General features: G+C 63.5%; 31 protein-coding genes. 22 read left to right on the top strand and 9 right to left on the bottom strand.

The genetic code is table 11. The features are described from left to right. The first annotated feature begins 45 nt into the window (after positions 1–45). The 3 genes from WC739_RS15765 (at position 46) to WC739_RS15755 (ending at position 1,429) form a co-directional block, all read left to right on the top strand. Positions 46–354, top strand: a complete 309-nt coding sequence (locus WC739_RS15765; RefSeq protein ID WP_372953959.1) for a HigA family addiction module antitoxin — start codon at positions 46–48, stop codon at positions 352–354. Positions 355–554: 200 nt separating this feature from the next. Continuing rightward, a complete protein-coding gene (locus tag WC739_RS15760) occupies positions 555–977 on the top strand; it encodes a VOC family protein (RefSeq protein ID WP_372953958.1) in 423 nt (140 codons plus the stop codon). A 98-nt stretch (positions 978–1,075) separates the two neighbouring features. Next, a complete protein-coding gene (locus WC739_RS15755) occupies positions 1,076–1,429 on the top strand; it encodes a DUF1428 domain-containing protein (protein ID WP_372953957.1) in 354 nt (117 codons plus the stop codon). A 53-nt stretch (positions 1,430–1,482) separates the two neighbouring features. Here WC739_RS15755 and WC739_RS15750 read toward each other — a convergent pair whose 3' ends face one another. Next, positions 1,483–3,117 (bottom strand): tetratricopeptide repeat protein, encoded by a 1,635-nt coding sequence (locus WC739_RS15750; protein WP_372953956.1) that lies wholly within the window; start codon positions 3,115–3,117, stop codon positions 1,483–1,485. A 185-nt stretch (positions 3,118–3,302) separates the two neighbouring features. Further along, positions 3,303–3,527: a hypothetical protein gene (locus WC739_RS15745; protein ID WP_372953955.1), complete on the bottom strand. Its 225-nt coding sequence runs from the start codon at positions 3,525–3,527 to the stop codon at positions 3,303–3,305. A gap of 636 nt (positions 3,528–4,163) precedes the next feature. Here WC739_RS15745 and WC739_RS15740 point away from each other — a divergent pair. The 5 genes from WC739_RS15740 (at position 4,164) to WC739_RS15720 (ending at position 5,915) form a co-directional block, all read left to right on the top strand. Beyond that, positions 4,164–4,433, top strand: coding sequence for a hypothetical protein (locus tag WC739_RS15740; protein WP_372953954.1), 270 nt, complete (start codon positions 4,164–4,166; stop codon positions 4,431–4,433). Continuing rightward, on the top strand, positions 4,430–4,678 hold the full coding sequence (locus WC739_RS15735) for a hypothetical protein (RefSeq protein WP_372953953.1): 249 nt from the start codon (positions 4,430–4,432) through the stop codon (positions 4,676–4,678). Before WC739_RS15740 ends, WC739_RS15735 begins: the two co-directional genes overlap by 4 nt. A 42-nt stretch (positions 4,679–4,720) precedes the next feature. Next, the gene (locus tag WC739_RS15730; RefSeq protein WP_023809800.1) at positions 4,721–4,858 is read left to right on the top strand and encodes a hypothetical protein; all 138 of its coding nucleotides are present in this window, start codon (positions 4,721–4,723) and stop codon (positions 4,856–4,858) included. Positions 4,859–4,958: 100 nt separating this feature from the next. After that, on the top strand, positions 4,959–5,183 hold the full coding sequence (locus tag WC739_RS15725; protein ID WP_372953952.1) for a hypothetical protein: 225 nt from the start codon (positions 4,959–4,961) through the stop codon (positions 5,181–5,183). A gap of 114 nt (positions 5,184–5,297) precedes the next feature. Continuing rightward, a complete protein-coding gene (locus tag WC739_RS15720) occupies positions 5,298–5,915 on the top strand; it encodes a flavodoxin family protein (RefSeq protein ID WP_372953951.1) in 618 nt (205 codons plus the stop codon). 16 nt (positions 5,916–5,931) lie between these two features. On the opposite strand, the gene WC739_RS15715 is transcribed toward WC739_RS15720, so the two are convergent. Then, on the bottom strand, positions 5,932–6,336 hold the full coding sequence (locus tag WC739_RS15715; RefSeq protein WP_372953950.1) for a Kazal-type serine protease inhibitor: 405 nt from the start codon (positions 6,334–6,336) through the stop codon (positions 5,932–5,934). Between the two features lie 524 nt (positions 6,337–6,860). On the opposite strand from WC739_RS15715, the gene WC739_RS15710 reads away from it, so the two are divergent. The 3 genes from WC739_RS15710 to WC739_RS15700 all read left to right on the top strand — a co-directional run bounded on the left by WC739_RS15710 (position 6,861) and on the right by WC739_RS15700 (position 8,150). Further along, a complete protein-coding gene (locus WC739_RS15710; protein ID WP_348785224.1) occupies positions 6,861–7,073 on the top strand; it encodes a cold-shock protein in 213 nt (70 codons plus the stop codon). 232 nt (positions 7,074–7,305) lie between these two features. Continuing rightward, positions 7,306–7,518: a cold-shock protein gene (locus WC739_RS15705; protein WP_013530020.1), complete on the top strand. Its 213-nt coding sequence runs from the start codon at positions 7,306–7,308 to the stop codon at positions 7,516–7,518. Positions 7,519–7,697: 179 nt separating this feature from the next. Then, on the top strand, positions 7,698–8,150 hold the full coding sequence (locus WC739_RS15700; protein WP_372953949.1) for a BA14K family protein: 453 nt from the start codon (positions 7,698–7,700) through the stop codon (positions 8,148–8,150). Between the two features lie 93 nt (positions 8,151–8,243). Here WC739_RS15700 and WC739_RS15695 read toward each other — a convergent pair whose 3' ends face one another. The 3 genes from WC739_RS15695 to WC739_RS15685 all read right to left on the bottom strand — a co-directional run bounded on the left by WC739_RS15695 (position 8,244) and on the right by WC739_RS15685 (position 10,400). After that, entirely contained in the window at positions 8,244–8,882 is a 639-nt protein-coding gene (locus WC739_RS15695; RefSeq protein WP_372953948.1) for an MBL fold metallo-hydrolase, read from the bottom strand. Positions 8,883–9,048: 166 nt separating this feature from the next. Continuing rightward, the gene (locus WC739_RS15690; RefSeq protein ID WP_372953947.1) at positions 9,049–9,366 is read right to left on the bottom strand and encodes a hypothetical protein; all 318 of its coding nucleotides are present in this window, start codon (positions 9,364–9,366) and stop codon (positions 9,049–9,051) included. Between the two features lie 140 nt (positions 9,367–9,506). Then, positions 9,507–10,400, bottom strand: coding sequence for a branched-chain amino acid aminotransferase (locus WC739_RS15685; protein WP_372953946.1), 894 nt, complete (start codon positions 10,398–10,400; stop codon positions 9,507–9,509). 256 nt (positions 10,401–10,656) lie between these two features. Here WC739_RS15685 and WC739_RS15680 point away from each other — a divergent pair, with 256 nt between their 5' ends. The 4 genes from WC739_RS15680 (at position 10,657) to WC739_RS15665 (ending at position 14,601) form a co-directional block, all read left to right on the top strand. Then, positions 10,657–11,190 (top strand): MarR family winged helix-turn-helix transcriptional regulator, encoded by a 534-nt coding sequence (locus tag WC739_RS15680; protein WP_372953945.1) that lies wholly within the window; start codon positions 10,657–10,659, stop codon positions 11,188–11,190. Continuing rightward, positions 11,177–11,896 (top strand): response regulator, encoded by a 720-nt coding sequence (locus WC739_RS15675; protein WP_372953944.1) that lies wholly within the window; start codon positions 11,177–11,179, stop codon positions 11,894–11,896. Before WC739_RS15680 ends, WC739_RS15675 begins: the two co-directional genes overlap by 14 nt. 48 nt (positions 11,897–11,944) lie before the next feature. Beyond that, complete coding sequence (locus WC739_RS15670) at positions 11,945–13,360, top strand: ATP-binding protein (RefSeq protein WP_372953943.1); 1,416 nt, start codon at positions 11,945–11,947, stop codon at positions 13,358–13,360. 218 nt (positions 13,361–13,578) lie between these two features. After that, positions 13,579–14,601, top strand: coding sequence for a glycosyltransferase family 4 protein (locus WC739_RS15665; RefSeq protein WP_372953942.1), 1,023 nt, complete (start codon positions 13,579–13,581; stop codon positions 14,599–14,601). 67 nt (positions 14,602–14,668) lie between these two features. Here WC739_RS15665 and WC739_RS15660 read toward each other — a convergent pair whose 3' ends face one another. The 3 genes from WC739_RS15660 to WC739_RS15650 all read right to left on the bottom strand — a co-directional run bounded on the left by WC739_RS15660 (position 14,669) and on the right by WC739_RS15650 (position 16,166). Further along, entirely contained in the window at positions 14,669–15,028 is a 360-nt protein-coding gene (locus WC739_RS15660; RefSeq protein ID WP_372953941.1) for a tRNA-binding protein, read from the bottom strand. An 11-nt stretch (positions 15,029–15,039) separates the two neighbouring features. Beyond that, positions 15,040–15,540, bottom strand: coding sequence for a YbjN domain-containing protein (locus WC739_RS15655; RefSeq protein ID WP_372953940.1), 501 nt, complete (start codon positions 15,538–15,540; stop codon positions 15,040–15,042). 323 nt (positions 15,541–15,863) lie between these two features. Further along, positions 15,864–16,166 (bottom strand): accessory factor UbiK family protein, encoded by a 303-nt coding sequence (locus WC739_RS15650; RefSeq protein WP_372953939.1) that lies wholly within the window; start codon positions 16,164–16,166, stop codon positions 15,864–15,866. A 201-nt stretch (positions 16,167–16,367) separates the two neighbouring features. Here WC739_RS15650 and WC739_RS15645 point away from each other — a divergent pair, with 201 nt between their 5' ends. From WC739_RS15645 to WC739_RS15615, 7 genes are all read left to right on the top strand, one after another. After that, the gene (locus WC739_RS15645; protein ID WP_372953938.1) at positions 16,368–16,601 is read left to right on the top strand and encodes a BrnA antitoxin family protein; all 234 of its coding nucleotides are present in this window, start codon (positions 16,368–16,370) and stop codon (positions 16,599–16,601) included. A 132-nt stretch (positions 16,602–16,733) separates the two neighbouring features. Beyond that, entirely contained in the window at positions 16,734–17,621 is an 888-nt protein-coding gene (lgt, locus tag WC739_RS15640; protein WP_372953937.1) for a prolipoprotein diacylglyceryl transferase, read from the top strand. Then, positions 17,618–18,706 (top strand): class I SAM-dependent methyltransferase, encoded by a 1,089-nt coding sequence (locus WC739_RS15635; protein WP_372953936.1) that lies wholly within the window; start codon positions 17,618–17,620, stop codon positions 18,704–18,706. The genes lgt and WC739_RS15635 overlap by 4 nt, the downstream gene beginning before the upstream one ends. A 134-nt stretch (positions 18,707–18,840) precedes the next feature. Next, a complete protein-coding gene (gene pgeF / locus WC739_RS15630; RefSeq protein WP_372953935.1) occupies positions 18,841–19,635 on the top strand; it encodes a peptidoglycan editing factor PgeF in 795 nt (264 codons plus the stop codon). After that, positions 19,635–20,786: a M24 family metallopeptidase gene (locus WC739_RS15625; RefSeq protein WP_372953934.1), complete on the top strand. Its 1,152-nt coding sequence runs from the start codon at positions 19,635–19,637 to the stop codon at positions 20,784–20,786. Before pgeF ends, WC739_RS15625 begins: the two co-directional genes overlap by 1 nt. Positions 20,787–20,829: 43 nt before the next feature. Then, complete coding sequence (locus tag WC739_RS15620; protein ID WP_372953933.1) at positions 20,830–21,462, top strand: hypothetical protein; 633 nt, start codon at positions 20,830–20,832, stop codon at positions 21,460–21,462. A gap of 125 nt (positions 21,463–21,587) precedes the next feature. Then, positions 21,588–22,486: ribose-phosphate pyrophosphokinase (locus WC739_RS15615; protein WP_372953932.1), on the top strand; the 899-nt coding region annotated here is incomplete at its 3' end.

Below are 22,486 nucleotides of genomic sequence, written 5' to 3'. Positions count from 1 at the left end.
TTCGAGCAATATCACTGAGGTGGCCAGATTGGAGAAGTTCGACTTATGACTGTGTACGAGCCGACGCGCCCGATCGAGCGTTGTCCCTCCCACCCGGGGGCGCTGCTTGAGGACATTATCCCGGCAACGGGAAAGACGAAGGTAGAGATTGCAAATCTGCTCGGAATCTCCCGGCAGCAGCTTTATGACATCATCCGCGAAAGGAAGCCGGTTTCGCCAGCTGTGGCCGCTCGCCTTGGAAAGCTGTTCGGCGACGGTGCCGCGATCTGGCTTCGGATGCAGGCTGCCTTCGATGCCTGGCACGCCGAGCGTGAAGTTGATGTTTCGGCGATCCCAACCCTTAAGGTTGCCTAGACTCCAGCCGGATCTTGGCAATGCAAAGGCTATCGGTGCCGGCTGGCGCGAAGCCACCTGCGCCTGCGTACCCCCCCTGGTTCAAGCCTGTCGATTGCTTCGGTCCGCGCCCGCTCCGCAAAAAACTGGCAACCATGTAGGATCGCTGCCGTCTCCTTCGTCCTTTGATCGGCAACGCCAGTCAACACAAGGAGCAAGACATGAACGACCAGACCCCCGTTCAGCCAAGGGCGGAAGTGCTTGGCGGATTGACCCCCTATCTGCAGGTGGACGGCGCCTTCAAGGCAGCCGCGTTCTACGGCAAGGCCTTCGGCGCGGAACAGGTGTTTGCTTATCCGCCCGACGAGAAGGGCCGCACTATGCACATCCATCTCCACGTCAATGGCTCGACGCTCATGCTGGGCGACGCCTTCCCCGAACATGGCCACCCGCACAAGGACCCGCAGGGCTATACGTTGCAGCTGCATCTCGCCGATAGCGACATTGACGCCTGGTGGCAGCGCGCCGTCGATGCTGGCTGTGAAATCATGACACCGGTGCAGGTGATGTTCTGGGGCGATCGCTGGGGCCAGGTCCGCGACCCCTTCGGCGTCGCCTGGGCCATGAACGCGCCGGTCAAGTAGCGTCGCGGGCATCGCACGCCAAAGCAGGGCTGAGGCGCTCACCGCGCTGGATCGTATCCGGCCCGCCCAGCATTCGTTTTTTAGCAGAGGAGACTGCCATGTCTTATGTCGATGGTTTCGTGATTGCCGTGCCCAAGGCCAAGCTCGACGACTACAAGAAGCTGGCCAACATTGCCGGCCTTGTCTGGAAGGAGCATGGAGCGCTCGCCTATGTCGAATGCGTCGGCGATGACGTGCCCTATGGCGAGATGACTTCGTTCCCGCGTGCCGTGCTGGCCAAGGACGATGAGGTCGTCGTGTTCTCCTGGATCATCTACGAATCCAGGCAAAGCCGCGATGCGATCATGGCCAAGGTGATGGCCGATCCACGCCTGAAACAGGACTGGGCAACGATGCCTTTCGACGGCAAGCGCATGATCTTCGGCGGCTTCCAGCCTTTCATGGAGCTTTGAATCCTCTGCTCCAAGAAAGTTGGGATTGAGGTCAGGCCGACCTCACTCCAACATCAGCCCAGCTTGTCGAGCAGCGGCTTCAGCCGGTCTCCATAGCGCTTCCACAGATCGACCGAGCCCTGGTACATCGGCTGGCGCACCTGCGCGGCGGAGGCCGTACGAACGGGTCGGTCGGTCTCGTGGAACGACAGCACGGCGTCGTCCCACGGCAGGCCGAGATAGTCGATCAGCGCGCGGCTCTGCCCGTCCTGGTCGGCGACGAAATCCTCGTAGCGCACGTCGTGCACGACGCCGGGCAGCACCTTGTGCCAATGCGCCATGATGTCGGTGTAGAGATTGTGGAAATCGGCGAGCTCGCCGAGATCATAGCCGTAGCGATGGCTGTCGCCCCGGAAATGCACCTTGTAGATCGACAGGCAGGTTGCTGCCGCGTCGCGGGCGCAATGGATGATCCTGGCCTTCGGCAGCATCATGTGGATGAAGCCGACGAGCAGGAAGTTGCCGGGCATCTTGTCGGTGACATGACGCATGTTCGGATAGCGGGCATGCAGCATGTCGAGATAGGCTTGGCCCGCCTCGGCGAAATCCGCGTCGTCCACGTCGGAAACGCCCCAGGGAAAGCCGCCGGGCATGGTCGACGGAAACTGCTTGCCGACCGCCTTTTTCAAGATGCCCAGCTCGCCGGCGCCATAGACTTGAGGGTGGCTGGCGATGATCTGTTCGACCAGCGTCGTGCCCGAGCGCGGCATGCCGACGATGAAGATCGGCGCGTCATCGGTGATGGCGCTTGGCTTGTGCCTTTCGAAGAAGCCGGCATCGAACACCGTTTTCATCGCGTCGAATTCGGCGCGGGTCCTGGCGGGATCGTAGTCGATGCCCTTGCGCCGGATCGCATTGCCTTCGGCGAAATAGTCGAAAGCCTTGCCATAATCCTTGAGGTCGTCATTGGCCTTGCCGAGGCCGAAAGACAGCTGCATGCGCGCCAGGCTGTCCTGTGGCGCCTTGGCGTGCTGGCTCTCCATGCCGGCCAGTTCCGCGTCGCGCTCCTTCTGACGCTTGACCTGCGTCAGCATCAGCCAGGCCCTCGCCATGCCGGGGCTCACGGCCACCGCCTGCCGGAACAGGTCGGCCGCTTCGTCGAGCTTGCCCTTTTCCATCAGCCCGACGCCGAGCCCATGCAGCAGGTCGGCATCCTTCGGGCGCATGTTCAACGCTTCGCGGAACACGCTCAGCGCCTCGTCGAGACGCCCCGCCTCCTGCAATGTTTCGGCAAGTCCGATGAGCGCACGGACATGGAACGGGTTGCGCGCGATCGTACCGCGATAGATGTCCTCGGCCTCCTCGAACTGGCCGACCTGCTTCAGCGACGAGGCGAGATTGTCGCGAGCGGCAAGCTGTTCGGGCCGCAGGTCCACCGCCCCACGAAAGAAATCGATAGCGGCCGCGACGCGACCGACGTCACGCATCACCGTGCCGAGATTGTTGAGGAAATCGGCATTGGTCGGCTGCAGCTGCACCGACTGTTCGAGAAGATCCATTCCCTCGGCGCTGCGCCCGGTCTGGTGCAGCAGCAGCCCGAGGAAATGCGCGGCGGCCGCGTGATTGGGCTTGCGCGCCAGCACCTGGCGATAGAGCGCCTCGGCTTCCTGACGGCGCCCGGCCTGATGCAATTGCAGCGCTTGCTGCACATACTGGTCAAGGCCCAGCGGCGGCTGTCCTCCAGCGCCTGACCTGGCCCCCGAACCCGCCGCTCTTCTCTGATCTCTGTTAATGGGAAACCTGCCGTGTTTGTACGCCTGTGGCGATCTAGGCCATTGGCGCGGCCGGTTCAAGTCTTCGCTTGGCCTTGCGACCTCGCGTCAGGAGAAACCGCTCAAATCAGGCGGTTGATCTCGGCCACCTGTCTGGCCCGCCTGACGGTGCCATCCGTATCGGCGATCGTGCGCCTTGCCGCCTCGTCGCTTCTGATGGTCAGCCGCGCCGACTTCACCATCGTCGGCTTGCCGTTCGGGCCAACGGCAATCGCGTGTATGGTGACTGGCGTGATTATGGGCTTGATCGCTACGGTCGTGCCTCTCGGGGTTTTGACGGAAACCATGGCTTGGTCCTTTCATGAACAAACAGATGCAAGTGCCGGAACGATCGCCCCAGCCTGACCTAAAACATTCTTTTAGAAAACCGCCGCACCATAGCAGGTTTCTTAAATAGTTGTAGCGATCTATTTTTTCCCAAAAGCGAACGGGCTTCTGGAATCTTCTTGAAAAACCCGGCTGGACGGGCTACATAAAACATATCGTTTGGGCCAGAATTGGCATCTCGCGGCGTCAGAGGTTCTCGACCCGCCAATCTCATTCCAAATCATCGTTACCGGGCGCGCGGCTATTCGCTTTGCGACCATTATTGTTCGAGAGAGATTCCGCGCATCAAAACCGGAGCCGTGAAGGTCCACAATGGCGAGAAGGGCTTTGGCTCCGTTGAGTACGACGATGGCGGGACGGACTTTCTCGTCCATGCCGGCGCGTCGCCGCTCTGTAATTGATCTGATCCAGCCGAATTCGATGAGCGCTGACCACGGATGTACTGGCAGCGCCCGAATCCGGTCTATTTCCAGCGATTGCCGGGAATAGGAAAGCGGGGCTTGACCCCGCTTTTTTTGGTCTAGGGACAACGCTTCGCACCGGCCGCTTCCGCGTCGGTGGATCCACCGGGGCAGGCTAGCATCAAGGTTTAGGACATGCCGGACCGCACTACCCACTCCATTGCCCACTTCGAGGCACCTTTCATGCTTGGCGGATTGGAAGGACAGTTGCCGGCCGGCGACTATGACATCGATCACGACGAGGATGTGATCGAGGGCATGTCGCGGCTTGCCTGGCGACGCGTCGCCACCTTCATCCATCTGCCGGCACGGGCGGTGAGCAACGCGGCGACCAGCCAGCTTGTCGCCATCGATTACCTTGAACTCGAAACTGCGCTGAAGCGCGACCGGGAGAACGCAGCATGATCCGTTTCCAGCAGAATGCGCGCCCGCGCAACGACACGCCCTCGCATCTCTTCGCCATCGGCCAGACGGTGCGCATGAAGAGCCGCACCGGGCTGGTCCAGAAGACCGCGGAACTGTTCCAGATCAAGAGCAGGCTGCCGGTCAAGGATGGCTCGCCGCAATACCGCATCCGCAGCGAGCAAGAGACCCATGAACGGGTGACGACCGAAGACAATCTCGAAGCGGCCGAAAATCCGGCCGTCTGAGTTTCCAGAAATGCCCAGTCAACACTTCAGCGGGAGAAGTCCATGTCCAAGGGTCAACAGCGAAGCAACCGCGAAACGCGCAAGCCGAAGAAGGACAAGGTCGTGGCCAAGCCCGCCTCTCCGTTCGGCTCGTCGGTGAAGCAGGCGGAAAGCAACTTGAAGCCGAAGTCGAAGGGCTGATGGGAAAGGGGGCGCGTCCCGTGCGCCCCTTCCGTCGCCCGCTGCTTGTAGCGGCGCACTGACGCAACAGCTCGTGCAACGCCCTGCAACGGAGGCCTGCTTGAACTTCGTCATCGAATTCTACCGGTCGCGTGACGCAGACGAAGCCACGCTCGACAAGGTGTCGCTGGAAGCACCGAACCTGCGCGCCGCCCTGCAGGGTGCGACGGCGCTGTTCCACAGCTTGGCCATGCCGCAGGTCCCGGACCGCCTGCGCATTTCCGACGAGCACGGCAGCGAGCTCTACGCCGGCCCTGCCGATGGGGCGTATCCGGCTGGCGATTGAAATGCGCGGCGTCCAGCGATAACCCTCGCGTGCCCCGCCGACTATGACATCTGCACGCAACCGCCGCCGCCTCGCGACGTTGAGCCCGCACAACCAGTTTGCAGGAGTCTCGACATGTCGCTCACCGCCCTTGCCATCAATTGCTCGCTGAAAGCCTCCGGCGACAAGGAGAAATCCTCCACCGACAAGATCATCGCCGATTTGCTGTCCGCCCTGAAACCGCACGGCGTGAAGGGTGAGGTCATCAGGGCCCTCGACCACGACATCAAGCCCGGCGTGCTCTCCGACATGGGCAAAGGCGATGACTGGCCCAAGCTGCGCGCCAAGATCGTCGCCGCCGATATCTTCATCCTCGGCCTGCCGATCTGGATGGGCCAGCCATCGAGTGTCGCCAAGCGCGTCATGGAGCGCATGGATGCGTTTCTCGAGGAAACCGACGACAGGGGTCGCATGCCCGCCGCCGGCAAGGTGGCCCTGGTCGCGATTGTGGGCAACGAGGACGGCGCGCATCATTGCCACGCCGAATGCTTCCAGGCGCTCAACGATGTCGGCTTCACCATCCCGGCCAATGGCGGTGTCTATTGGGTCGGCGAGGCCATGGGCGACGTCAACTATGTCGACATGCCCGAGATTCCGGAAGCAGTCTCCGGCATGCTCGAAATGGCCGCGTCGAACGCCGCGCATCTCGCCTCACTGCTCAGGGGCAAGCCCTATATCGGCGTGGACGAATAGCGCTGTAACCCTTCTCTCAGCACGGCCCGTCGCCAACGATACGATAGTCCGCCGCGCGCGCCTCGCAGGCATTGGGGAAGCTGCGCAATTCGCCGCCGCGACGGGCGCAGACCGGGGCATATTCCCGGGTGCAGAATGCCTGCTGGCCACCGTCACCGCTGTCCCGGCACGGGCCATCGCGCACGATGCGGTAGCCGGCCCGGTCGGCAAGGCAGGCATTGGCGAAGGTCTGGCGGTCTCCGCCACGTCGGGCGCACACCGGTTCGTACTGCCGGCTGCAATATTGCGGTTCCGGCCGTGGCGGGCGCGGCGGCCTCGGGCCGGGTCCGTCATCGACGACGACGGTGCAGGCGGCCAGAAGTGCCGACAGCAACAACATGACAAGACCTTGCCGCGAAAACAGTGCCGCCAGAACTTTCATCGTGATCCTCCTCGATCCGGCAGATTGACCGCGATCCCTCACCTGTTGATTGATCCTTGCCATTCCATCGCCGAAGGCAAGGCTTTTTCGCGCGTGCCGTCCGCAGGCCGCTTCGAAACTCATTCCTGGGACGGCGCGCCTCTCCGCCACGCCCGACATCTGGCCTATTCGGGACCCGGGCTCTGGCCGATGACCAGGCCGGCAACCGGGCCTATGCCGGGCCGCATCGATGCTCCGTTCAGTCGGTCCATGCGTCGGGATGCGCCCAATGTGGCGGCCCGCGGCAGTATCTTGCAACGTTCACGTTTCCGTGCGATAAATTCCGTGTTCGGGCATTTGCGACCCGGAGAGCGGAACGTTTTGGACGACCTTTCCCCGATACTGTGAATCTCTGACGGCCCCGTTTTCGGCGGGGGGTTTGACCATGCGGGAATGCATGACTGCCGAAGCAACCACCGGGACTTGCCCATCGCGCCAGGCGGCGGGCAGGACCATCAGACTGAACGGGTGAAGGAGTTTCCCCAATGGCCCAGACCGGCACCGTTAAATTCTTCAACGCGACCAAAGGCTTCGGCTTCATCACGCCCGATGACGGCGCCAAGGATGTATTTGTCCATATCTCCGCGATCGAGGCCTCCGGCCTGCGCACGCTCGTCGATGGACAGAAGGTCACCTTCGACGTCGAGCCGGACCGCATGGGCAAGGGCCCCAAGGCCGTCAACCTCCGCGCTGCCTGAGGCATCGGCGCGCCGCACGTCCACGGACGCGCGGTGGAGGCTCCAATGCCTTGGCTTGGAGAGCAATTCGAATTCAAGGCGCGGCGTTTACGTCGCGCCTTTTTCGTACCGTGCGTACGGACCCGGTGCCCGCGAAACTTTCTCTTGCCGATAGCGCTAAAATAAAGGACAAATTTCCATTCGGGCATTTGCCGGCCCGAGACTGGACTTTATGGGATCAAAGGAGCTTCCCATGCCGCAGACCGGCACCGTCAAATTCTTTAACCATGCCAAGGGCTTCGGCTTCATCACGCCCGATGATGGCGCGAAGGATGTTTTCGTCCATATTTCAGCCGTGCAGGCGTCGGGACTTCCCGGCCTCGAGGATGGGCAGAAAGTATCCTTCGATACCGAACCGGACAAGCGTGGCAAGGGTCCCAAGGCCGTCAACCTGTCGGTCGGCTGAGCCGGGCTCCCACCGTCCACGGCGGTTCGGCGCCATCGAGAGCCTGCAATACGCGTCGCGTGAGTTGGATCGAAGCCTGATCTCCGTTCAGCCCCCGTTCAGCCATCGTCGCCTATTAATCTTGGGTAAGGCCGGACCGCATCCCCGAAACTGCCCGGGGCCGGTACAAGGAGACCAAGATGAACCGAATTTTCAAGGCCGCGGTGCTGTCAGCCGCCGTGCTCGCCACCACCCTCGCCACCTTGCCCGCCGCCAACGCCGATGACTGGGGCCGCTGGCATCACCACCGCAACGGCGGTGGTGGCCATGGCGACGCCATTGCGGCCGGCGTGCTCGGGCTTGCGGCCGGCGCGCTGATCGTTGGCGCATTGAACAATCAGCAGCCGCCGCCCGATGACTACGATGACGGCTACTATGACCGCGACGTCAGGCCGCGTCCGGCCCCGGTCCGCCATTACTATGCGGAGCCTAGATATTATTCACAGCCCCGGGTCGTCTACAATGAAGGCTACGCCGAGCCCTGGACGCGCGGCTGGTATGAATACTGCTCCGACCGCTACCGCACCTTCAACGCCCGCACCGGTACCTTCACCGGCAATGACGGCGAACAGCATTTCTGCACCGCCAATTGAGGCCTCCGGCCCGACCATGGAGCGCTGACCGCAAGGCCAGCGCTCTTTGGTATCGAGCGCGCGATTTCGACCAGCGGCAACGCCTGGCAATCCCTACACCAGGAATGGGTTGGTCATGCGCTCCTCACCAAAGCGCCCGCCCGGACCATGGCCGCAGATGAAGCCGATATCGTCGCCGAGCGGCAGTAGCTTGTCCTTGATCGAGGCGATCAATGCCGCATGGTCGCCGCCCGGCAGGTCGGTACGACCTACCGAGCCGCGAAACAGCACATCGCCGACATGGGCGAACTTGGCCGCGCGATTGTAGTAGACGACATGGCCGGGCGCGTGGCCGGGGCAATGCAACACCTCGAACACGTGGCCGCCGAACGACACGGTCTCGCCTTCGGTGAGGAACCGGTCGGGCACGCAGTTGCGCGCGCCGGCGATGCCATAGCGCCGGCCCTGGTTTTCCAGATTGTCGAGCAATAGCCTGTCGGCTTCATGCGGGCCGATGATGTCGACGCCGAGCGCTTCCTTGAGTTCCATGGCGCCGCCGGCATGGTCGATATGGCCGTGGGTTATCCAGATCGCCTCGGCGATGATGGCATTGTCCTTCAGCACCCCCAGCACCTTGTCGATATCGCCGCCCGGATCGACGACGACGCCGTGCTTGTCGTCCATGTCGAACAGGATGGTGCAGTTCTGCTGGAACGGTGTAACCGGCACGATACCGGCATTGAGCTGACCCATGATCTTCCTTTCGCTGCCTCGGCCGAGATGTAGAGACGCGGGTGAAAGGCGTCCACTCCCCGAATAACGAACAGTCCGTTGTCCCGGTACAGGGAATCCGTTGTCCCGATAACGGAAATGGGCGGCCGAAGCCGCCCATTCGAACGAACCCGAGATCCCGTCGCGCCTACCTCTTCATCGCGCCCATCACGGCGCCGATGATGCCGGTCAGGATGGCGCCGCCGCCGGCGCCGCCAACGATATTGTTGAGATTCAAGGCACTCCCGAGACCGCTCGCCGCTGCCGCGGCGGCCGCCGGATCGACCGTGCCACCGCCGAGCAGGCTGCCCAGGATCGCCGCGCCGCCGACGCCGCCAATGGCGCCGCCAAGGATCTTTGGAAGCTGACCCAAAGCTGCCTGCTTGAGCGCGGCGCCGACCGCCTGGCCACCGATGATGCCCGCAATCACCTGTACAATGATCGCAAGAAGCGTGTTCATGTCCATATTTTCTGTCCCTCCTTGATGCCAGCCTCCCGGGCCGACAGCATCATGAGACGCCGAACTGGAGGAAAGTCAAATGCACAAACATCGAAACAAAGGGGCGGCGCCAAAACCGCCCCTGCTTGCTTGAAAAGCCTTGGCTTTTACTCCGCGGCGATCGCGTGCTTGGGCTGAACGGCCGCGGAATAGTCGTTCATCAGGTTCTTGGCGATCTCACCAACCTCGAATCGGTACGGTCCGATCTCTGAAACCGGCGTTACTTCCGCTGCCGTTCCGGTGAGGAAGCACTGTTCGAAGCCTTCCAGTTCTTCCGGCATGATGGCGCGTTCGATCACCTCCAGACCGCGATCCCCGGCGAGGCCGATGACCGTGCGGCGCGTGATGCCGTCGAGGAAACAGTCGGGCTTGGGCGTATGGATCTTGCCCTCCTTGACGAAGAAGATGTTCGCCCCGGTCGCTTCCGCCACCTGTCCACGCCAGTCGAGCATCACGGCGTCGGCATAGCCCTTGGCCTCGGCGGCATGCTTGGACATGGTGCAGATCATGTAGAGACCGGCGGCCTTCGACTTCGACGGCGCCGTGCGCGGGTCGGGCCGGCGCCATTCCGCCATGTCGAGTCGGATGCCTTTCAGTTTCTGCGCCGGGTCGAAATAGCTCGGCCACTGCCAGATGGCGATGGCGCAGTTTATGCGGTTGTTCTGCGCAGAGACACCCATCTGTTCGCTGCCCCGCCAGGCGATCGGCCTGACATAGGCGTCCTGAAAACCCTGCTTCTTCAAGAGCGTGCTGGACGCGTCATTGAGTTCGGCTACGGAGTAGGGAATCTTGAAGCCGAGCAGGCCCGCCGATTCATGCAGGCGTTCGGTGTGCTCGTTGAGCTTGAAGATCTCGCCGCCATAGGCACGCTCGCCCTCGAACACCGCGCTGGCGTAGTGCAGGCCGTGGGTCAGCACGTGGATCTTGGCGTCGCCCCATGGGACGAACTCGCCATTCATCCAGATGAAGCCGTCCAGTTGGTCGAAGGGAACGGATGCCATGGTACCTCCCGCGGGCCGCTGCCCGCACATCGTTTTGTCGTTGCTCGCTTCTCGTCGGACACGCCACGGATTTCGAGGCCAGCCGCTGCCCGAGCGTAGGAGGATAGCAAGGTTCTGGCAAACTCAGGAAGTTCCGGAAAACCCGTCTCCCCTTGCCTTTTCGTTCGCAATCCGCCCAAAAGCTTGTCAAAAATTACCATTGCGGGAAAATTACGTCAATAGTACTGACATAATGTCCCTTTTCCACGGAGACATGATGACGGATCCAAGCCACGCAGCCGGGAAACCGATCAGGACCGCGATGTCAGTCGAAGACGGGATCGACTTCGCAATCATCGAACTGTTCTTCTTCGCCTATCGTGACTTTACCTCCGATCCGGACCAGATCCTAGCCGACTACGGTTTCGGTCGCGCCCATCACCGGGTGCTGCATTTCGTCAATCGCCGGCCGGGGCTGACGGTGGCGGAACTGCTCGATGTGCTGAAGATCACCAAGCAGAGCCTCGCGCGCGTTCTCAAGCAGTTGATCGACACCGACCATGTGGTGCAATTGCAAGGTCCGCGCGACCGCCGCCAGCGTGAGCTTTATCCGACAGCCAAGGGCCGTGCGCTGGCGCTGGCGCTGGCGCGGCCACAGTCACGCCGCATCCATGCTGCATTGGAGGATGCCGGAGCAGCCGAACGGACCTTGGTGGAGCGCTTCCTCGAGGCGATGGTCAATCCGGAATTGAGGGCGCAGATCGACGTAGGATCGGCAAAAATGTCGGGGAAAAACCATGGAGAGCACTGAAAGGGTCGACCAGGCGGCCGCACCGGATGACGACGCGCCGCATCTGCTTGTAGTCGACGATGACACCCGTATCCGCAATCTTCTCAAGCAATATCTGACCGAGAACGGCTTTCGCGTCACTGTTGCCGGCAATGCCGACGAAGCCAGGCGCAAGCTCGCCGGCCTCGACTTCGACCTTCTCGTGCTCGACGTCATGATGCCGGGTGAAACGGGCGTCGACCTGACGAAGTCGCTGCGCACCGAAAAGAACGTGCCGATCCTGATGCTGACGGCGCTCTCGGAAACCGACAGCCGCATCAGCGGGCTCGAAGCGGGCGCCGACGACTACCTGCCCAAACCGTTCGACCCGCGCGAGCTGATCCTGCGCATCAACAACATCCTGCGCCGCGGTGGCCCGGCAACCACGCCCAAGGTCGAGCAGCTGGTCTTCGGGCCCTACACCTTCCAGATCGCCAGGCGCGAGTTGAAGCGGGGCGGCGAGACACTCAAGCTGACCGATCGCGAGCAGGAGATCCTGGCGATCTTCGCCGCGCGGGCGGGTGAGACGATCCCGCGTCACGAACTCGTCGGCGATGATTCGGAAGTCGGCGAGCGGACCATCGACGTGCAGATCAACAGGCTGCGGCGCAAGATCGAGCGCGATCCGTCCAACCCTGTCTGGCTGCAGACTGTGCGCGGAATTGGGTATAGGCTGAGCGTGGAATAGAGTGCCGCCCGGGGCCGGCGAACGGCCATGGGGTGACGAAAAGAGCGAATGGCAACGACGGAACTGCAACAGCCGGGCGATGACGGCCTGAGCGCACGCGCCACGCGTGCGCTGAGGGCGGTGCCGCGTGCCTGGAACCGGTTCTGGCGTCTCGTTTCGCTGTACATGCCCAAGCGGCTCTATGCCCGCTCGCTGATCATCGTCATCGCGCCGATGATCATGCTGCAATCGGTCGTCGCCTTCGTCTTCATGGAGCGTCATTGGGCGACCGTGACGCAGCGGCTGTCGCAGGCCACCGTAAGCGACATCGCGGCCATCATCGACCTGATCGAGACCTATCCGCACGACGCCGACTACGCCAACATCATCCGCATCGCCCAGGACCGCGTGCAGTTGAAGATCGACCTCCTGCCGCCCGACCCGCTGCCGCCGCCAGGGCCCAAACCCTTCTTCTCGATTCTCGACGAGGCCCTGTCGTCGGAGATCACAAGGCAGATAAACCGGCCCTTCTGGATCGACACGGTCGGCAATTCCAACATGGTGGAGGTGCGCGTCCAACTCGAGAACAGGGTGCTGCGCGTCTTCGTACGCCGCAGCCAGGCCTATGCCTCGAACACCCACATCTTCCTGATCTGGATGGTCGGCACCTCGCTGGTGCTGCTGATGATCGCCATCCCCTTCCTGCGCAACCAGATCAGGCCGATCCTGACGCTGGCCGAGGCCGCCGAAAGCTTCGGCAAGGGCCGGCCGATGCCGCGCGATTTTCGGCCGCGCGGCGCCGAGGAGGTTCGCCGCGCCGGCTTTGCCTTCATCCAGATGCGAGAGCGCATCGAGCGCCAGATCGAACAGCGCACCGCCATGCTGACCGGCGTCAGCCATGACCTCAGGACCATCCTCACCCGCTTCAAGCTGCAGCTGGCGCTGGCCGGCGGCAAGGCCGAGACCAAGGCGGCGATGGACCAGGACATCGATGACATGCAGTCGATGCTCGAGGGCTATCTCGCCTTCGCCCGCGGCGAGGCCTCGGAAGACGCGGGACGCTTCGACCTGGAGGTCTATTTCCAGAAGCTCGGCGAGGAAGCCAGGCTGCGCAAGCGCAAACTGTCGACGACGCTCTCCGGCGACCGCGATGTGCATGTCAGGCCGAACGCCTTCGCCCGGCTGATGTCCAACGTCATCGGCAACTCGTTCCGCTATGCCAGGACGGTGGAGGTCAACGCCACGCATGGCCGCGGCTCGCTTCTGGTGACCATCGACGATGACGGCCCGGGCATCCCGGCCGACCGGCGCGAAGACGTGTTCAAACCCTTCGTGCGCCTCGACGAAGCCCGCAACCTCGATGCCAGCGGCACCGGGCTCGGCCTGTCGATTGCCCGCGACATCGCCCGCAGCCATGGCGGCGACATCACGCTTGGCGACAGTCCGCTCGGCGGCCTGCGGGCGGTGATCAAGGTTCCGGCCTGACACACGTCGCCCTGATCTGAGCCAAGGCTTCATCCGCCCGTCATGAAACCATGGTGAAGAGCGCGAATGAAGCGCGCGACAACAATCGATTCGGCCCTGCCGCCTCACTTCGACCCCTGGCCCGCCCGGGTGCGCTGGAGCGAAGCGAGGGCGGCGAGCTGGTCGCCGTTCCGGCATCGCCTCAACGCCCCCGTAGACCGTTCAGGCAGAAGGCCGCCATGCGCATATTGATGGTCACCGATGCCTGGCGCCCCCAGGTCAATGGCGTTGTCCACACGCTGGAGCGGCTCACCGAAACACTGAAATCCTTCGACGTCGCGGTGGACTTCCTGACGCCCAACATCTTTCGCACGCTGCCCTTGCCGACCTACCCCGACATAAGGCTGGCGCTGACCACGCCCGGCCACGTCGCGCGGCTGATCGATGCCGGCAAGGCCGACCATATCCACATCGTCACCGAAGGCCCGCTCGGCATCATGGCGCGGCGCTATTGCCGCAATGCCGGCCGGCCGTTCACCACCAGCTACCACACGCGTTTTCCCGAATATCTGAGCGCCCGGCTGCCGGTGCCGGAAAGCTGGGCCTATCGCTGGCTGCGCGATTTCCACAATTCGGGCCAGGGCACGCTGGTCGCCACGCAGTCGCTCGCCGACGACCTTTCGGCGCGGGGCTTCAACAAGCTGAGGCCCTGGACGCGCGGCGTCGACACCGAGCATTTCCGGCCCGACAAGAGGAAGGACCTCGGCTTGCCACGTCCGATCTTCCTGTGCGTCGGCCGCGTCGCCATCGAAAAGAACCTCTCCGCCTTCCTCGACCTCGACCTGCCCGGCAGCAAGGTGATTGTCGGCGAGGGACCGGAACTCGCCAGGCTGAAGGCGAAATACCCGCAAGCGCATTTCCTTGGCCACCGGCCCAATGACGAACTGGCCGAGATCTATGCCTCGGCCGATGTCTTCGTCTTCCCCAGCCGCACCGACACCTTCGGCAACGTCATCATCGAGGCGCTGGCCAGCGGCACGCCTGTCGCCGCCTATCCGGTGACAGGCCCGATCGACATCGTCGGTGACGGCTTCGGCGGCGCGGTCTCCAACGACCTGCGCGAGGCCTCGCTCGCCGCCCTCGGCGTCGACCGCGCGCAGGCACGCGAGCGCGCCATGCGCTACAGCTGGAAAGCCTGCGCCGAAATGTTTCTGGACGCGGTCGACGAAGCCCTGGGCACGGCGCGCAAGCTGGCGGCGTAGCGCCACCTTCGTTATCCACGGGCGAAGCGGGAGCGTAGCGGACGCGCAGACCCGAGGATGACGAAGGTTAAAACAACCTGCCGCCGTCAGGCACCTTGCGCTCGATCGCGCCCAGCACCACGGCACCCTCCTCGTCGGGAAAGCCGAGCGTCAGCACTTCCGACATGAACGGCCCGATCTGGCGCGGCGGGAAATTGATGACCGCGAACACCTGCCGGCCGATCAATGTCTCGGGCGCATAGTATTTGGTGATCTGCGCCGACGATTTCTTGATGCCGATGTCCGGCCCGAAATCGATCTTCAGCTTGATGGCCGGCTTGCGCGCCTGCGGAAACGGTTCGGCTTCGACGATCGTGCCGGCGCGGATGTCGACACGATCGAAGTCGGCAAAACTGATTTCGGGCTTGCGCTCGGCGGTCGAACTCATTCGTGCACCGCTCAGGCGTTGCCGTGCGTCTCGAACAGCACCCCGGCCAGCGCATCCTTGGCCGACGTTCCCGACCAGACGACGAACTGGAACGCCTGGAAATAGCATTCGCAGGCTTCCAGCGCCGAAGACAGCAGCACCTCGACCTGCTGGCTCGAGGGCTCGACCCCGCCTGCCAGCAGCAGCGACTGCCGGAACATGATCGCGCCTTCCTGCTCCCAGAGATCGAAATGGCCGAACAGCATCTGCTCGTTGATCAGCGACAAGAGGCGCATCACCTCCAGCGCGCGGGCCTCCGGCACCTTGATATCGAAGGCGCAGGCCAGGTGCAGGGCCTCGAAATCCTCCATCCACGAGAAGGAGACGTGGTAGTCGGTCCAGCTTCCGGCAACCGAGATCGAGATCTCGTCGTCGCCGGCCCGCTCGAAGGACCAGTCATTGTTGTGCGCGACCTGCTCGATGACATCCACCGGATGGATTTCGCGGGACACTTCGAGTTCGAGAAGTTCCATGGAATGCTTCCTGTGTTCTAAGGAGCGCCGCCACACGCTCCGCGGGAGGGCACACACAACGAACAATCTTGTCTAGAACTCGGACGGCCAGGACTTCTCGACACAAAGACCCCGGACCGGACCCCACCGCCCGGCCACATGACCCTGCTCCGAATCATGCAACAAATTCAGTCTATTGATCGGGAGTCGCGTGAACAGCCCATTTCTTCGCACTGCGTCATTCGCATGTGGAAACCCGCTGTCACAAAGATTCACGCATTGCCGTTAAGCGATTCACGGCAAAGCGCTTTTCAGGATCGGGCTTTGTGGAAAAGTTTAAGAAATTATTTTTTTGCGCGGGGAGTCGGGGTCGCGGCGGCCGTGGCATTGCCGGCCAGATCCGCGAGCTTAGCCTCCAGCGCTTCGATGCGGGCAGCAAGGCGGCCATTCTCCTCGCGTGCCTTGGCGGCCATCTCGCGCGCGGCCTCGAACTCCTCGCGCTGCACGACGTCCATGGTGTTGAGGATGCGCTCGGCCTGCCCCTTGAAGGCGGTCTCCACCTCGCGGCGCACGCCCTGGGCGGCCCCGGCGGCGTCGGTCATCAGCTTGGCGAATTCATCGAGAATGCGGTTCGGTCCGGTCGACATGGCAAATCCTCGCTTGCTTGAAATGACGTAGTGGCGTCGCGCGCCGAATGCAAGAACGTTGAGGGCCGGGGCCGCCTCTGCGTTGCTATGGCGCATGATTGGACCGTGTGCAAAGACAGTGTCTAACTGTACTCGATGGCACCGAGCGCCTATCGTTGCTGCATCACGTCTCTCGCCATGCACTTCAGTCAGGATTAGCCAATGGCAACGCCACCGCGCCGACCGACAAATCCAATGGCAGCAGCCGAAGCCGCCTTCAAGCCGGTCAAGAAGCCATCGGCCCCGCCCCGCGAGCCTGCGACCGCGCCGAACGTGCGCGAGCTTGTCTCGATCAGGATCGATCGCGCCGTGCTGGACCATTTCCAGGAAGACGGTCCCGGCTGGCAGGACAGGATCAACGACGCGCTGCGCCGATTGGTGGCCAATAAGGATTGAGCTTCCCGTCTGCAGGATGAACCGCAATGGTGATCCTGTCCGACACGTGACGGCCACCCGCCTCGCCTTGACCACGCCAAAACCCTGCCGCATGGTCCGCGCCCAAACGCGTTTCGCAACCGAGAGTCCCCTTTGAACGACTATTTCCTGCTGCCGCTGGCCTCACTGGGCTTCCCCAACATCAATCCGATCCTCGTCCAGATCGGGCCGCTGGCGGTGCACTGGTATGGCGTCGGTTACATTGTCGGCATCCTGTTCGCCTGGTGGTACGCCAAGCGGCTCGCCGCCAATGCGAAGCTGTGGCCAGGCGGCGTTGTCCCGATGAAACCTGAAGACCTCGACGATTTCATCGTCTGGGCCGCCATCGGCGTCGTCCTGGGCGGGCGCACCGGCTATGTGCTGTTCTACGATCTGGCCCGCTACATCGCCCACCCGCTCGACATCTTCGCGGTCTGGCAGGGCGGCATGTCGTTCCATGGCGGCCTGCTCGGCGTCATCCTCGCCATGACGCTGTTTTCCCTCAGGCGCGGCATCCGCACCTGGTCGCTGTTCGATGTCGTGGCCGCCGGCGTGCCGGTAGGCCTTGGCCTGGTGCGCGTCGCCAATTTCATCAATGCGGAGCTCTGGGGGCGGGTGACCGACGTTCCCTGGGGCGTCGTCTTCTGCAACGACCGCATCCAGCAGGCGATGGGAGCTTGTCCAGCCGGCCTCATTCCTCGTCACCCAAGCCAGATCTACGAAGCCTTCCTCGAAGGCATCGTGCTGTTCCTCGTGCTGCGCATCCTCACCCATTCGCGGCTCAAGCTCAAGACGCCGCGCTTCGTCGGCGGCGCCTTCATCTGTGGCTATGGGCTGTCGCGCATCTTCGTCGAGTACTTCCGCGAGCCGGACCAGCAGCTGGGCTACCTCCTCGGCACCGACTGGCTGACCATGGGCATGATCCTGTCCACGCCCATGGTCTTGGCCGGCATCTGGGCGATGGCCACCGCCAAGCCGGTCGCACAGCCGCGGCCCGCATGACACCTCTGAAGACCCGGATAGTCGGGCTGATCGAGGCCTTGGGGCCAATCCCGGTCAACGAATACATGGCCCTCTGCCTGTTCGACACCGAGCATGGCTACTACATGACGCGCGAGCCCTTCGGCGCCGCCGGCGATTTCATCACCGCGCCGGAAATCAGCCAGATGTTCGGCGAACTCGTCGGCGTCTGGATTTATCAGGCCTGGCTGGCGGTCGGCCGGCCCATGCCGGTGACCGTCGCCGAGATCGGCCCCGGCCGGGGCACGTTGATGAAAGACATGCTGCGCACCCTGTCGCGGCTCGATCCGGACCTGGCAAACGGCGCCGCCTTCGCAATGATCGAAACCAGCCCGCGCCTGGCCGAAATCCAGAAACGGACGCTTGCCGCGACACCGTTTTCGGTCAGCTGGCACGAGACCATCGACACCCTGCCGCAGCAGCCGCTTCTCATCGTCGGCAACGAATTGTTCGACGCGGTGCCGATCCGCCAGTTCATCCGCGCCGGTGCCGGCTGGCGCGAGCGCATGGTCGGTCTCGACGATGCCCATGACCTTCGCTTCTTCGCCGGCGCCGGCTCGATCGACCCGACGCTTCTGCCCGTCGATGCGGCCGAGGCGCCGCAAGGCGCGGTCGTCGAGGTGTCGCCGGCCCGCGCGGCCCTGATGGCGGCGATCGCGCAACGCTTGGAAACCCACGGCGGCGCCGGCCTGTTCCTCGACTATGGCCATCTCCAGCCGGGCGTCGGCGACACCATGCAGGCCTTGCGCAGGCACAGTCACGAAGATGTGCTGGCCACTCCCGGCGAGGCCGACCTGACCTCCCATGTCGATTTCGCCGGCCTTGCCGCGATCGTCCGCGCGCATGGGCTCGACGCCCATCTGTCGACACAGGGCGACTTTCTGCTCGGCATGGGCATTCTCGAGCGCGCCGGCCGGCTCGGCGCCGATGCCGACCAGGCGACCCGCGAAAGGCTCGCCGGCGATGTCGAACGTCTCGCCGGCCCGCAGGCGATGGGAGAGCTGTTCAAGGTGCTCGGCGTGGTGACGCGCGGCGTGGCAGTCCGGCCCTTTGCCACGGCGGATTGACTTTTCACTCATGCGCCCTCCAATCTCCCGTTCGGCAGGGACGGGTCGAACCGCGCATCCGGAGCCAGCCCTGCCTTCTTCACGACGCGCCGCTTTTTCTTGACGAAACCGCCCACACGGACAACAACGCCCGCATGCTGAATCAGACCAAGCCGGATCCCGTTCGGTCGCCCTCGCTGGACAAGGCAAGGGCCCAAGGCATCCGCCACGGCTATTTCACCCGAACCGGCGGCGTCTCCGGCGGCATCTACCGTGGCCTCAACATCGGCACCGGATCGAGTGACGACCAGGCGCTGGTGGCCGAGAATCGCGCCCGCGTCGCCGCCTGGATGGGCGTGCCGGCCAGCCACCTTCTGACCGCCTGGCAGATCCATTCGCCCGACGTCATCGTCGCCCGCGAACCCTTTTCCGGCGAGCGGCCCAAGGCCGACGCCATCGTCACCGACCGGCCCGGCATCGCCGTCGGCGCCTCGACCGCCGACTGCGGACCGGTCCTGTTTGCCGACAGCCAGGCGCGCGTCATTGGCGCCGCGCATGCCGGCTGGAAGGGCGCCTTTACCGGCGTGCTCGAAAACACCATCGCCGCAATGGAGAGCCTGGGTGCCCGGCGCGAAAACATCGTTGCCGTGCTCGGCCCATCGATCGGCCCTGAGAACTATGAGGTCGGCCCCGAATTCGTCGCCCGCTTCGTCGAGGCCGACGCTGAGAACAGCCGCTATTTCATCCCCTCGTCGCACCCCGGCCATTCGCTGTTCGACCTCAACCGCTACACGGTCGACCGGCTGACCAAGGCCGGCGTCTTGGCCGAGGGACTTGGCCGCTGCACCTATGCCGAGGAAGATCTGTTCTACTCCTACCGGCGCACCACGCACCGCAAGGAGCCTGACTACGGCCGGCAGGTTTCGGCAATCGTTTTGGAGACGGAATAATGGCGCTGCATTTTGAACGATCGGAATTCGACGCTCGGCGCGACCGGCTGATGATCGAAATGGCCGAAAAGAAGCTCGACGCCGTCCTGCTGTTTGCGCAGGAGAGCATGTACTGGCTGACCGGCTACGACACGTTCGGCTTCTGCTTCTTCCAGTGCCTGGTGATGAAGGCAGACGGTTCGATGGTGCTTTTGACCCGCTCGGCCGATCTGCGCCAGGCACGCCACACCTCGATCATCGACAACATCGTGCTTTGGACCGACCGCAACGGCGCAAATCCGGCGGTCGACCTGCGCAATCTGCTCAACGAGCTCGATCTGCTCGGCGCCCGCATCGGCGTCGAATACGACACGCACGGCCTGACCGCCTTCAATGGCCGGCGGCTGGACGAGCAGTTGCAGACCTTCGGCCAGATCGCCGATGCGTCCGGCATTGTCGGCCGTCTGCGCCTGTTCAAGAGTCCCGCTGAGATCGCCAAGGCGGAGAAAGCCGCCAATCTGTCCGACGACGCGCTCGACGCGGCCTTGCCGCTGATCAAGCAGGGCGGCGACGAGGCGCTGATCCTGGCCGCCATGCAGGGCGCGATCTTCGCCGGCGGCGGCGACTATCCGGCCAACGAGTTTATCATCGGCTCCGGCGTCGACGCGCTGCTGTGCCGCTACAAGGCCGGCCGCCGCAAGCTCAACAAGAATGACCAGCTGACGCTCGAATGGGCAGGCGTCTTCAACCACTACCATGCGCCGATGATGCGCACCGTGCTGACCGGCAAAGTGTCGAAGCGCCACCAGGAATTGTTCGATGCGGCCCGCGCGGCGCTGCTGGCGGTCGAAAAGGCGATGACACCCGGCAACAGTTTTGGCGACGTGTTCGACGCCCACGCCCGCACCTTGGAGGCGCACGGCCTGACCAAGCACCGGCTGAACGCCTGCGGCTATTCGGTCGGCGCCCGCTTCACCCCGTCCTGGATGGACATGCCGATGTTCTATCAGGGCAACCCGGAGCCGATCGCCCCCAACATGACGCTCTTCGCGCACATGATCATCATGGACTCCGAAACGGAGACGGCGATGACGCTTGGCCGCACCTACCTGACCACCGAAACGCAGCCTAAGCCGCTCTCCCGCCATGATCTCGACTTGATCGTGCAGTGAATCCATAATGGGGGGCGTTGTTCGCCAAGGAGTTACCAGGCAAATGAGACGATCGCATGTGACGACCGTGTCATTGCTCGCGGCGCTCGTGCTGGCCGCCTGCACCAACGCCAAGGATGTCCTCGAGCCATCGGCGATCACTCCGCCCGCGACATCGACAGCGGCGTCGCCGGCCACGCAAGGCAAGGCCGCGGGCGCGGTTGCCGCGGGGACCGGGCCCGCCACCACCACGGTGGGTGGTCCCGCAACCACCGCGACACCGCTCACGCCGGCGCAAAGCGCCGCCATCCTGTCCAAGACCCGCTTGCAGATCGCGCCGATCGTCGGCGCCTCGGTCGAAGCCGCGACGCCGCTGACGGCGGAGCTGCAGACGCGCGCCAGGCAGCGCGGCATCACGCTTGCCGGCAGTGCCGACCAGACGGCGACCCATGTGCTGAAGGGCTATTTCTCGGCGATGTCGGAAGGCAAGGACACCACCGTCATCTATGTCTGGGATATCTATGATCCCGCTGGCAACCGGCTGCACCGCATCAACGGCCAGCAGAAGGCGCCATCGGTCGATTCCGGCGCCGGCGGCGCCGACAGCTGGAAGACGGTTTCGCCGGCCACCATGAAGGCAATCGCCGACCAGACCATCGACCAGTTCGCATCGTGGCTTGGCGGCAAGGCGAGCTGAAATGCCGCCCGCCTGGGAGGGCTTGGAGCTTTCTTCATCTTAGCCGGCGGATTCCCGATCACGGCGCTTGCAATACCGGCGCGGGCCGCTAAAAGCCCGAGGAAATCCTTCACCAGGAACGGTGCATGAAACTCTTCGCAGGCAATTCCAACAGGGTGCTGGCTGAAGCGGTCGCCCGCTATCTCAACATCCCGCTGGGCAAGGCCAGCGTCAGGCGCTTCGCCGATCAGGAAATTTTCGTCGAAATCCAGGAAAACGTGCGTGGCGAGGATGTCTTCATCCTGCAGTCGACCTCGTTTCCCACCAACGATCACCTGATGGAACTGCTCATCATGATCGATGCCTTCATGCGCTCGTCGGCCAAGCGCATCACGGCGGTCATACCCTATTTCGGCTATGCCAGGCAGGACCGCCGCGCCTCTGGGCGCACGCCGATCTCGGCCAAGCTGGTCGCCAACATGATCACCCGCGCCGGCGTCGACCGCGTTCTGACGCTCGACCTGCATGCCGGCCAGATCCAGGGCTTCTTCGACATCCCGACCGACAATCTGTTCTCCGTCCCGGTGATGGCCCGCGACGTGAAGGCAAAATACAAGCAGCTCGGCAATGTCGTGGTGGTGTCGCCCGACATTGGCGGCGTGGTGCGCGCGCGGGCGCTGGCCAAGCGCTTCGACGCGCAGCTTGCCATCGTCGACAAGCGCCGCGAACGGCCCGGTGAATCGGAAGTGATGAACATCATCGGCGCGGTCGCAGGCAAGGACTGCCTGCTGATCGACGACATCGTCGATTCCGGCGGCACGCTGTGCAATGCCGCCGACGCGCTGCTGGCCAACGGCGCCACCAGCGTCACCGCCTATATTACCCACGGCGTGCTGTCGGGCGGCGCCGTGGCCCGCATCAGCAGTTCGAAGCTGCAGGAGCTGGTGATCACCGATTCCATCCAGCCGACGCAAGGCGTGCTCGACGCACCCAACATCCGCGTCATCTCGATCGGCGATCTGATGGGCGAAGCCATCTCGCGCAC

Source organism: Mesorhizobium sp. (genome assembly GCF_041661565.1).
Lineage (GTDB): Bacteria > Pseudomonadota > Alphaproteobacteria > Rhizobiales > Rhizobiaceae > Mesorhizobium.
Note: the sequence above shows the minus strand (reverse complement) of the source record. Positions and strands in the feature narration are given on the sequence as shown.

Excerpts from the sequence above, each read along its gene's own strand:
- WC739_RS15690 (WP_372953947.1), bottom strand. The coding sequence starts at position 9,366 with ATGGACATGAACACGCTTCTTGCGATCATTGTACAGGTGATTGCGGGC.
- WC739_RS15740 (WP_372953954.1), top strand. The coding sequence starts at position 4,164 with ATGCCGGACCGCACTACCCACTCCATTGCCCACTTCGAGGCACCTTTC.
- WC739_RS15680 (WP_372953945.1), top strand. The coding sequence starts at position 10,657 with ATGACGGATCCAAGCCACGCAGCCGGGAAACCGATCAGGACCGCGATG.
- WC739_RS15735 (WP_372953953.1), top strand. The coding sequence starts at position 4,430 with ATGATCCGTTTCCAGCAGAATGCGCGCCCGCGCAACGACACGCCCTCG.
- WC739_RS15665 (WP_372953942.1), top strand. The coding sequence starts at position 13,579 with ATGCGCATATTGATGGTCACCGATGCCTGGCGCCCCCAGGTCAATGGC.
- WC739_RS15635 (WP_372953936.1), top strand. The coding sequence starts at position 17,618 with ATGACACCTCTGAAGACCCGGATAGTCGGGCTGATCGAGGCCTTGGGG.
- WC739_RS15655 (WP_372953940.1), bottom strand. The coding sequence starts at position 15,540 with ATGGAACTTCTCGAACTCGAAGTGTCCCGCGAAATCCATCCGGTGGAT.
- WC739_RS15755 (WP_372953957.1), top strand. The coding sequence starts at position 1,076 with ATGTCTTATGTCGATGGTTTCGTGATTGCCGTGCCCAAGGCCAAGCTC.
- WC739_RS15705 (WP_013530020.1), top strand. The coding sequence starts at position 7,306 with ATGCCGCAGACCGGCACCGTCAAATTCTTTAACCATGCCAAGGGCTTC.
- WC739_RS15620 (WP_372953933.1), top strand. The coding sequence starts at position 20,830 with ATGAGACGATCGCATGTGACGACCGTGTCATTGCTCGCGGCGCTCGTG.
- WC739_RS15710 (WP_348785224.1), top strand. The coding sequence starts at position 6,861 with ATGGCCCAGACCGGCACCGTTAAATTCTTCAACGCGACCAAAGGCTTC.
- WC739_RS15660 (WP_372953941.1), bottom strand. The coding sequence starts at position 15,028 with ATGAGTTCGACCGCCGAGCGCAAGCCCGAAATCAGTTTTGCCGACTTC.
- WC739_RS15700 (WP_372953949.1), top strand. The coding sequence starts at position 7,698 with ATGAACCGAATTTTCAAGGCCGCGGTGCTGTCAGCCGCCGTGCTCGCC.
- WC739_RS15730 (WP_023809800.1), top strand. The coding sequence starts at position 4,721 with ATGTCCAAGGGTCAACAGCGAAGCAACCGCGAAACGCGCAAGCCGAAG.
- WC739_RS15720 (WP_372953951.1), top strand. The coding sequence starts at position 5,298 with ATGTCGCTCACCGCCCTTGCCATCAATTGCTCGCTGAAAGCCTCCGGC.
- WC739_RS15760 (WP_372953958.1), top strand. The coding sequence starts at position 555 with ATGAACGACCAGACCCCCGTTCAGCCAAGGGCGGAAGTGCTTGGCGGA.
- WC739_RS15670 (WP_372953943.1), top strand. The coding sequence starts at position 11,945 with ATGGCAACGACGGAACTGCAACAGCCGGGCGATGACGGCCTGAGCGCA.
- WC739_RS15695 (WP_372953948.1), bottom strand. The coding sequence starts at position 8,882 with ATGGGTCAGCTCAATGCCGGTATCGTGCCGGTTACACCGTTCCAGCAG.
- WC739_RS15675 (WP_372953944.1), top strand. The coding sequence starts at position 11,177 with ATGGAGAGCACTGAAAGGGTCGACCAGGCGGCCGCACCGGATGACGAC.
- WC739_RS15650 (WP_372953939.1), bottom strand. The coding sequence starts at position 16,166 with ATGTCGACCGGACCGAACCGCATTCTCGATGAATTCGCCAAGCTGATG.
- WC739_RS15645 (WP_372953938.1), top strand. The coding sequence starts at position 16,368 with ATGGCAACGCCACCGCGCCGACCGACAAATCCAATGGCAGCAGCCGAA.
- WC739_RS15765 (WP_372953959.1), top strand. The coding sequence starts at position 46 with ATGACTGTGTACGAGCCGACGCGCCCGATCGAGCGTTGTCCCTCCCAC.
- WC739_RS15715 (WP_372953950.1), bottom strand. The coding sequence starts at position 6,336 with ATGAAAGTTCTGGCGGCACTGTTTTCGCGGCAAGGTCTTGTCATGTTG.
- pgeF (WP_372953935.1), top strand. The coding sequence starts at position 18,841 with ATGCTGAATCAGACCAAGCCGGATCCCGTTCGGTCGCCCTCGCTGGAC.
- WC739_RS15745 (WP_372953955.1), bottom strand. The coding sequence starts at position 3,527 with ATGGTTTCCGTCAAAACCCCGAGAGGCACGACCGTAGCGATCAAGCCC.
- WC739_RS15625 (WP_372953934.1), top strand. The coding sequence starts at position 19,635 with ATGGCGCTGCATTTTGAACGATCGGAATTCGACGCTCGGCGCGACCGG.
- WC739_RS15685 (WP_372953946.1), bottom strand. The coding sequence starts at position 10,400 with ATGGCATCCGTTCCCTTCGACCAACTGGACGGCTTCATCTGGATGAAT.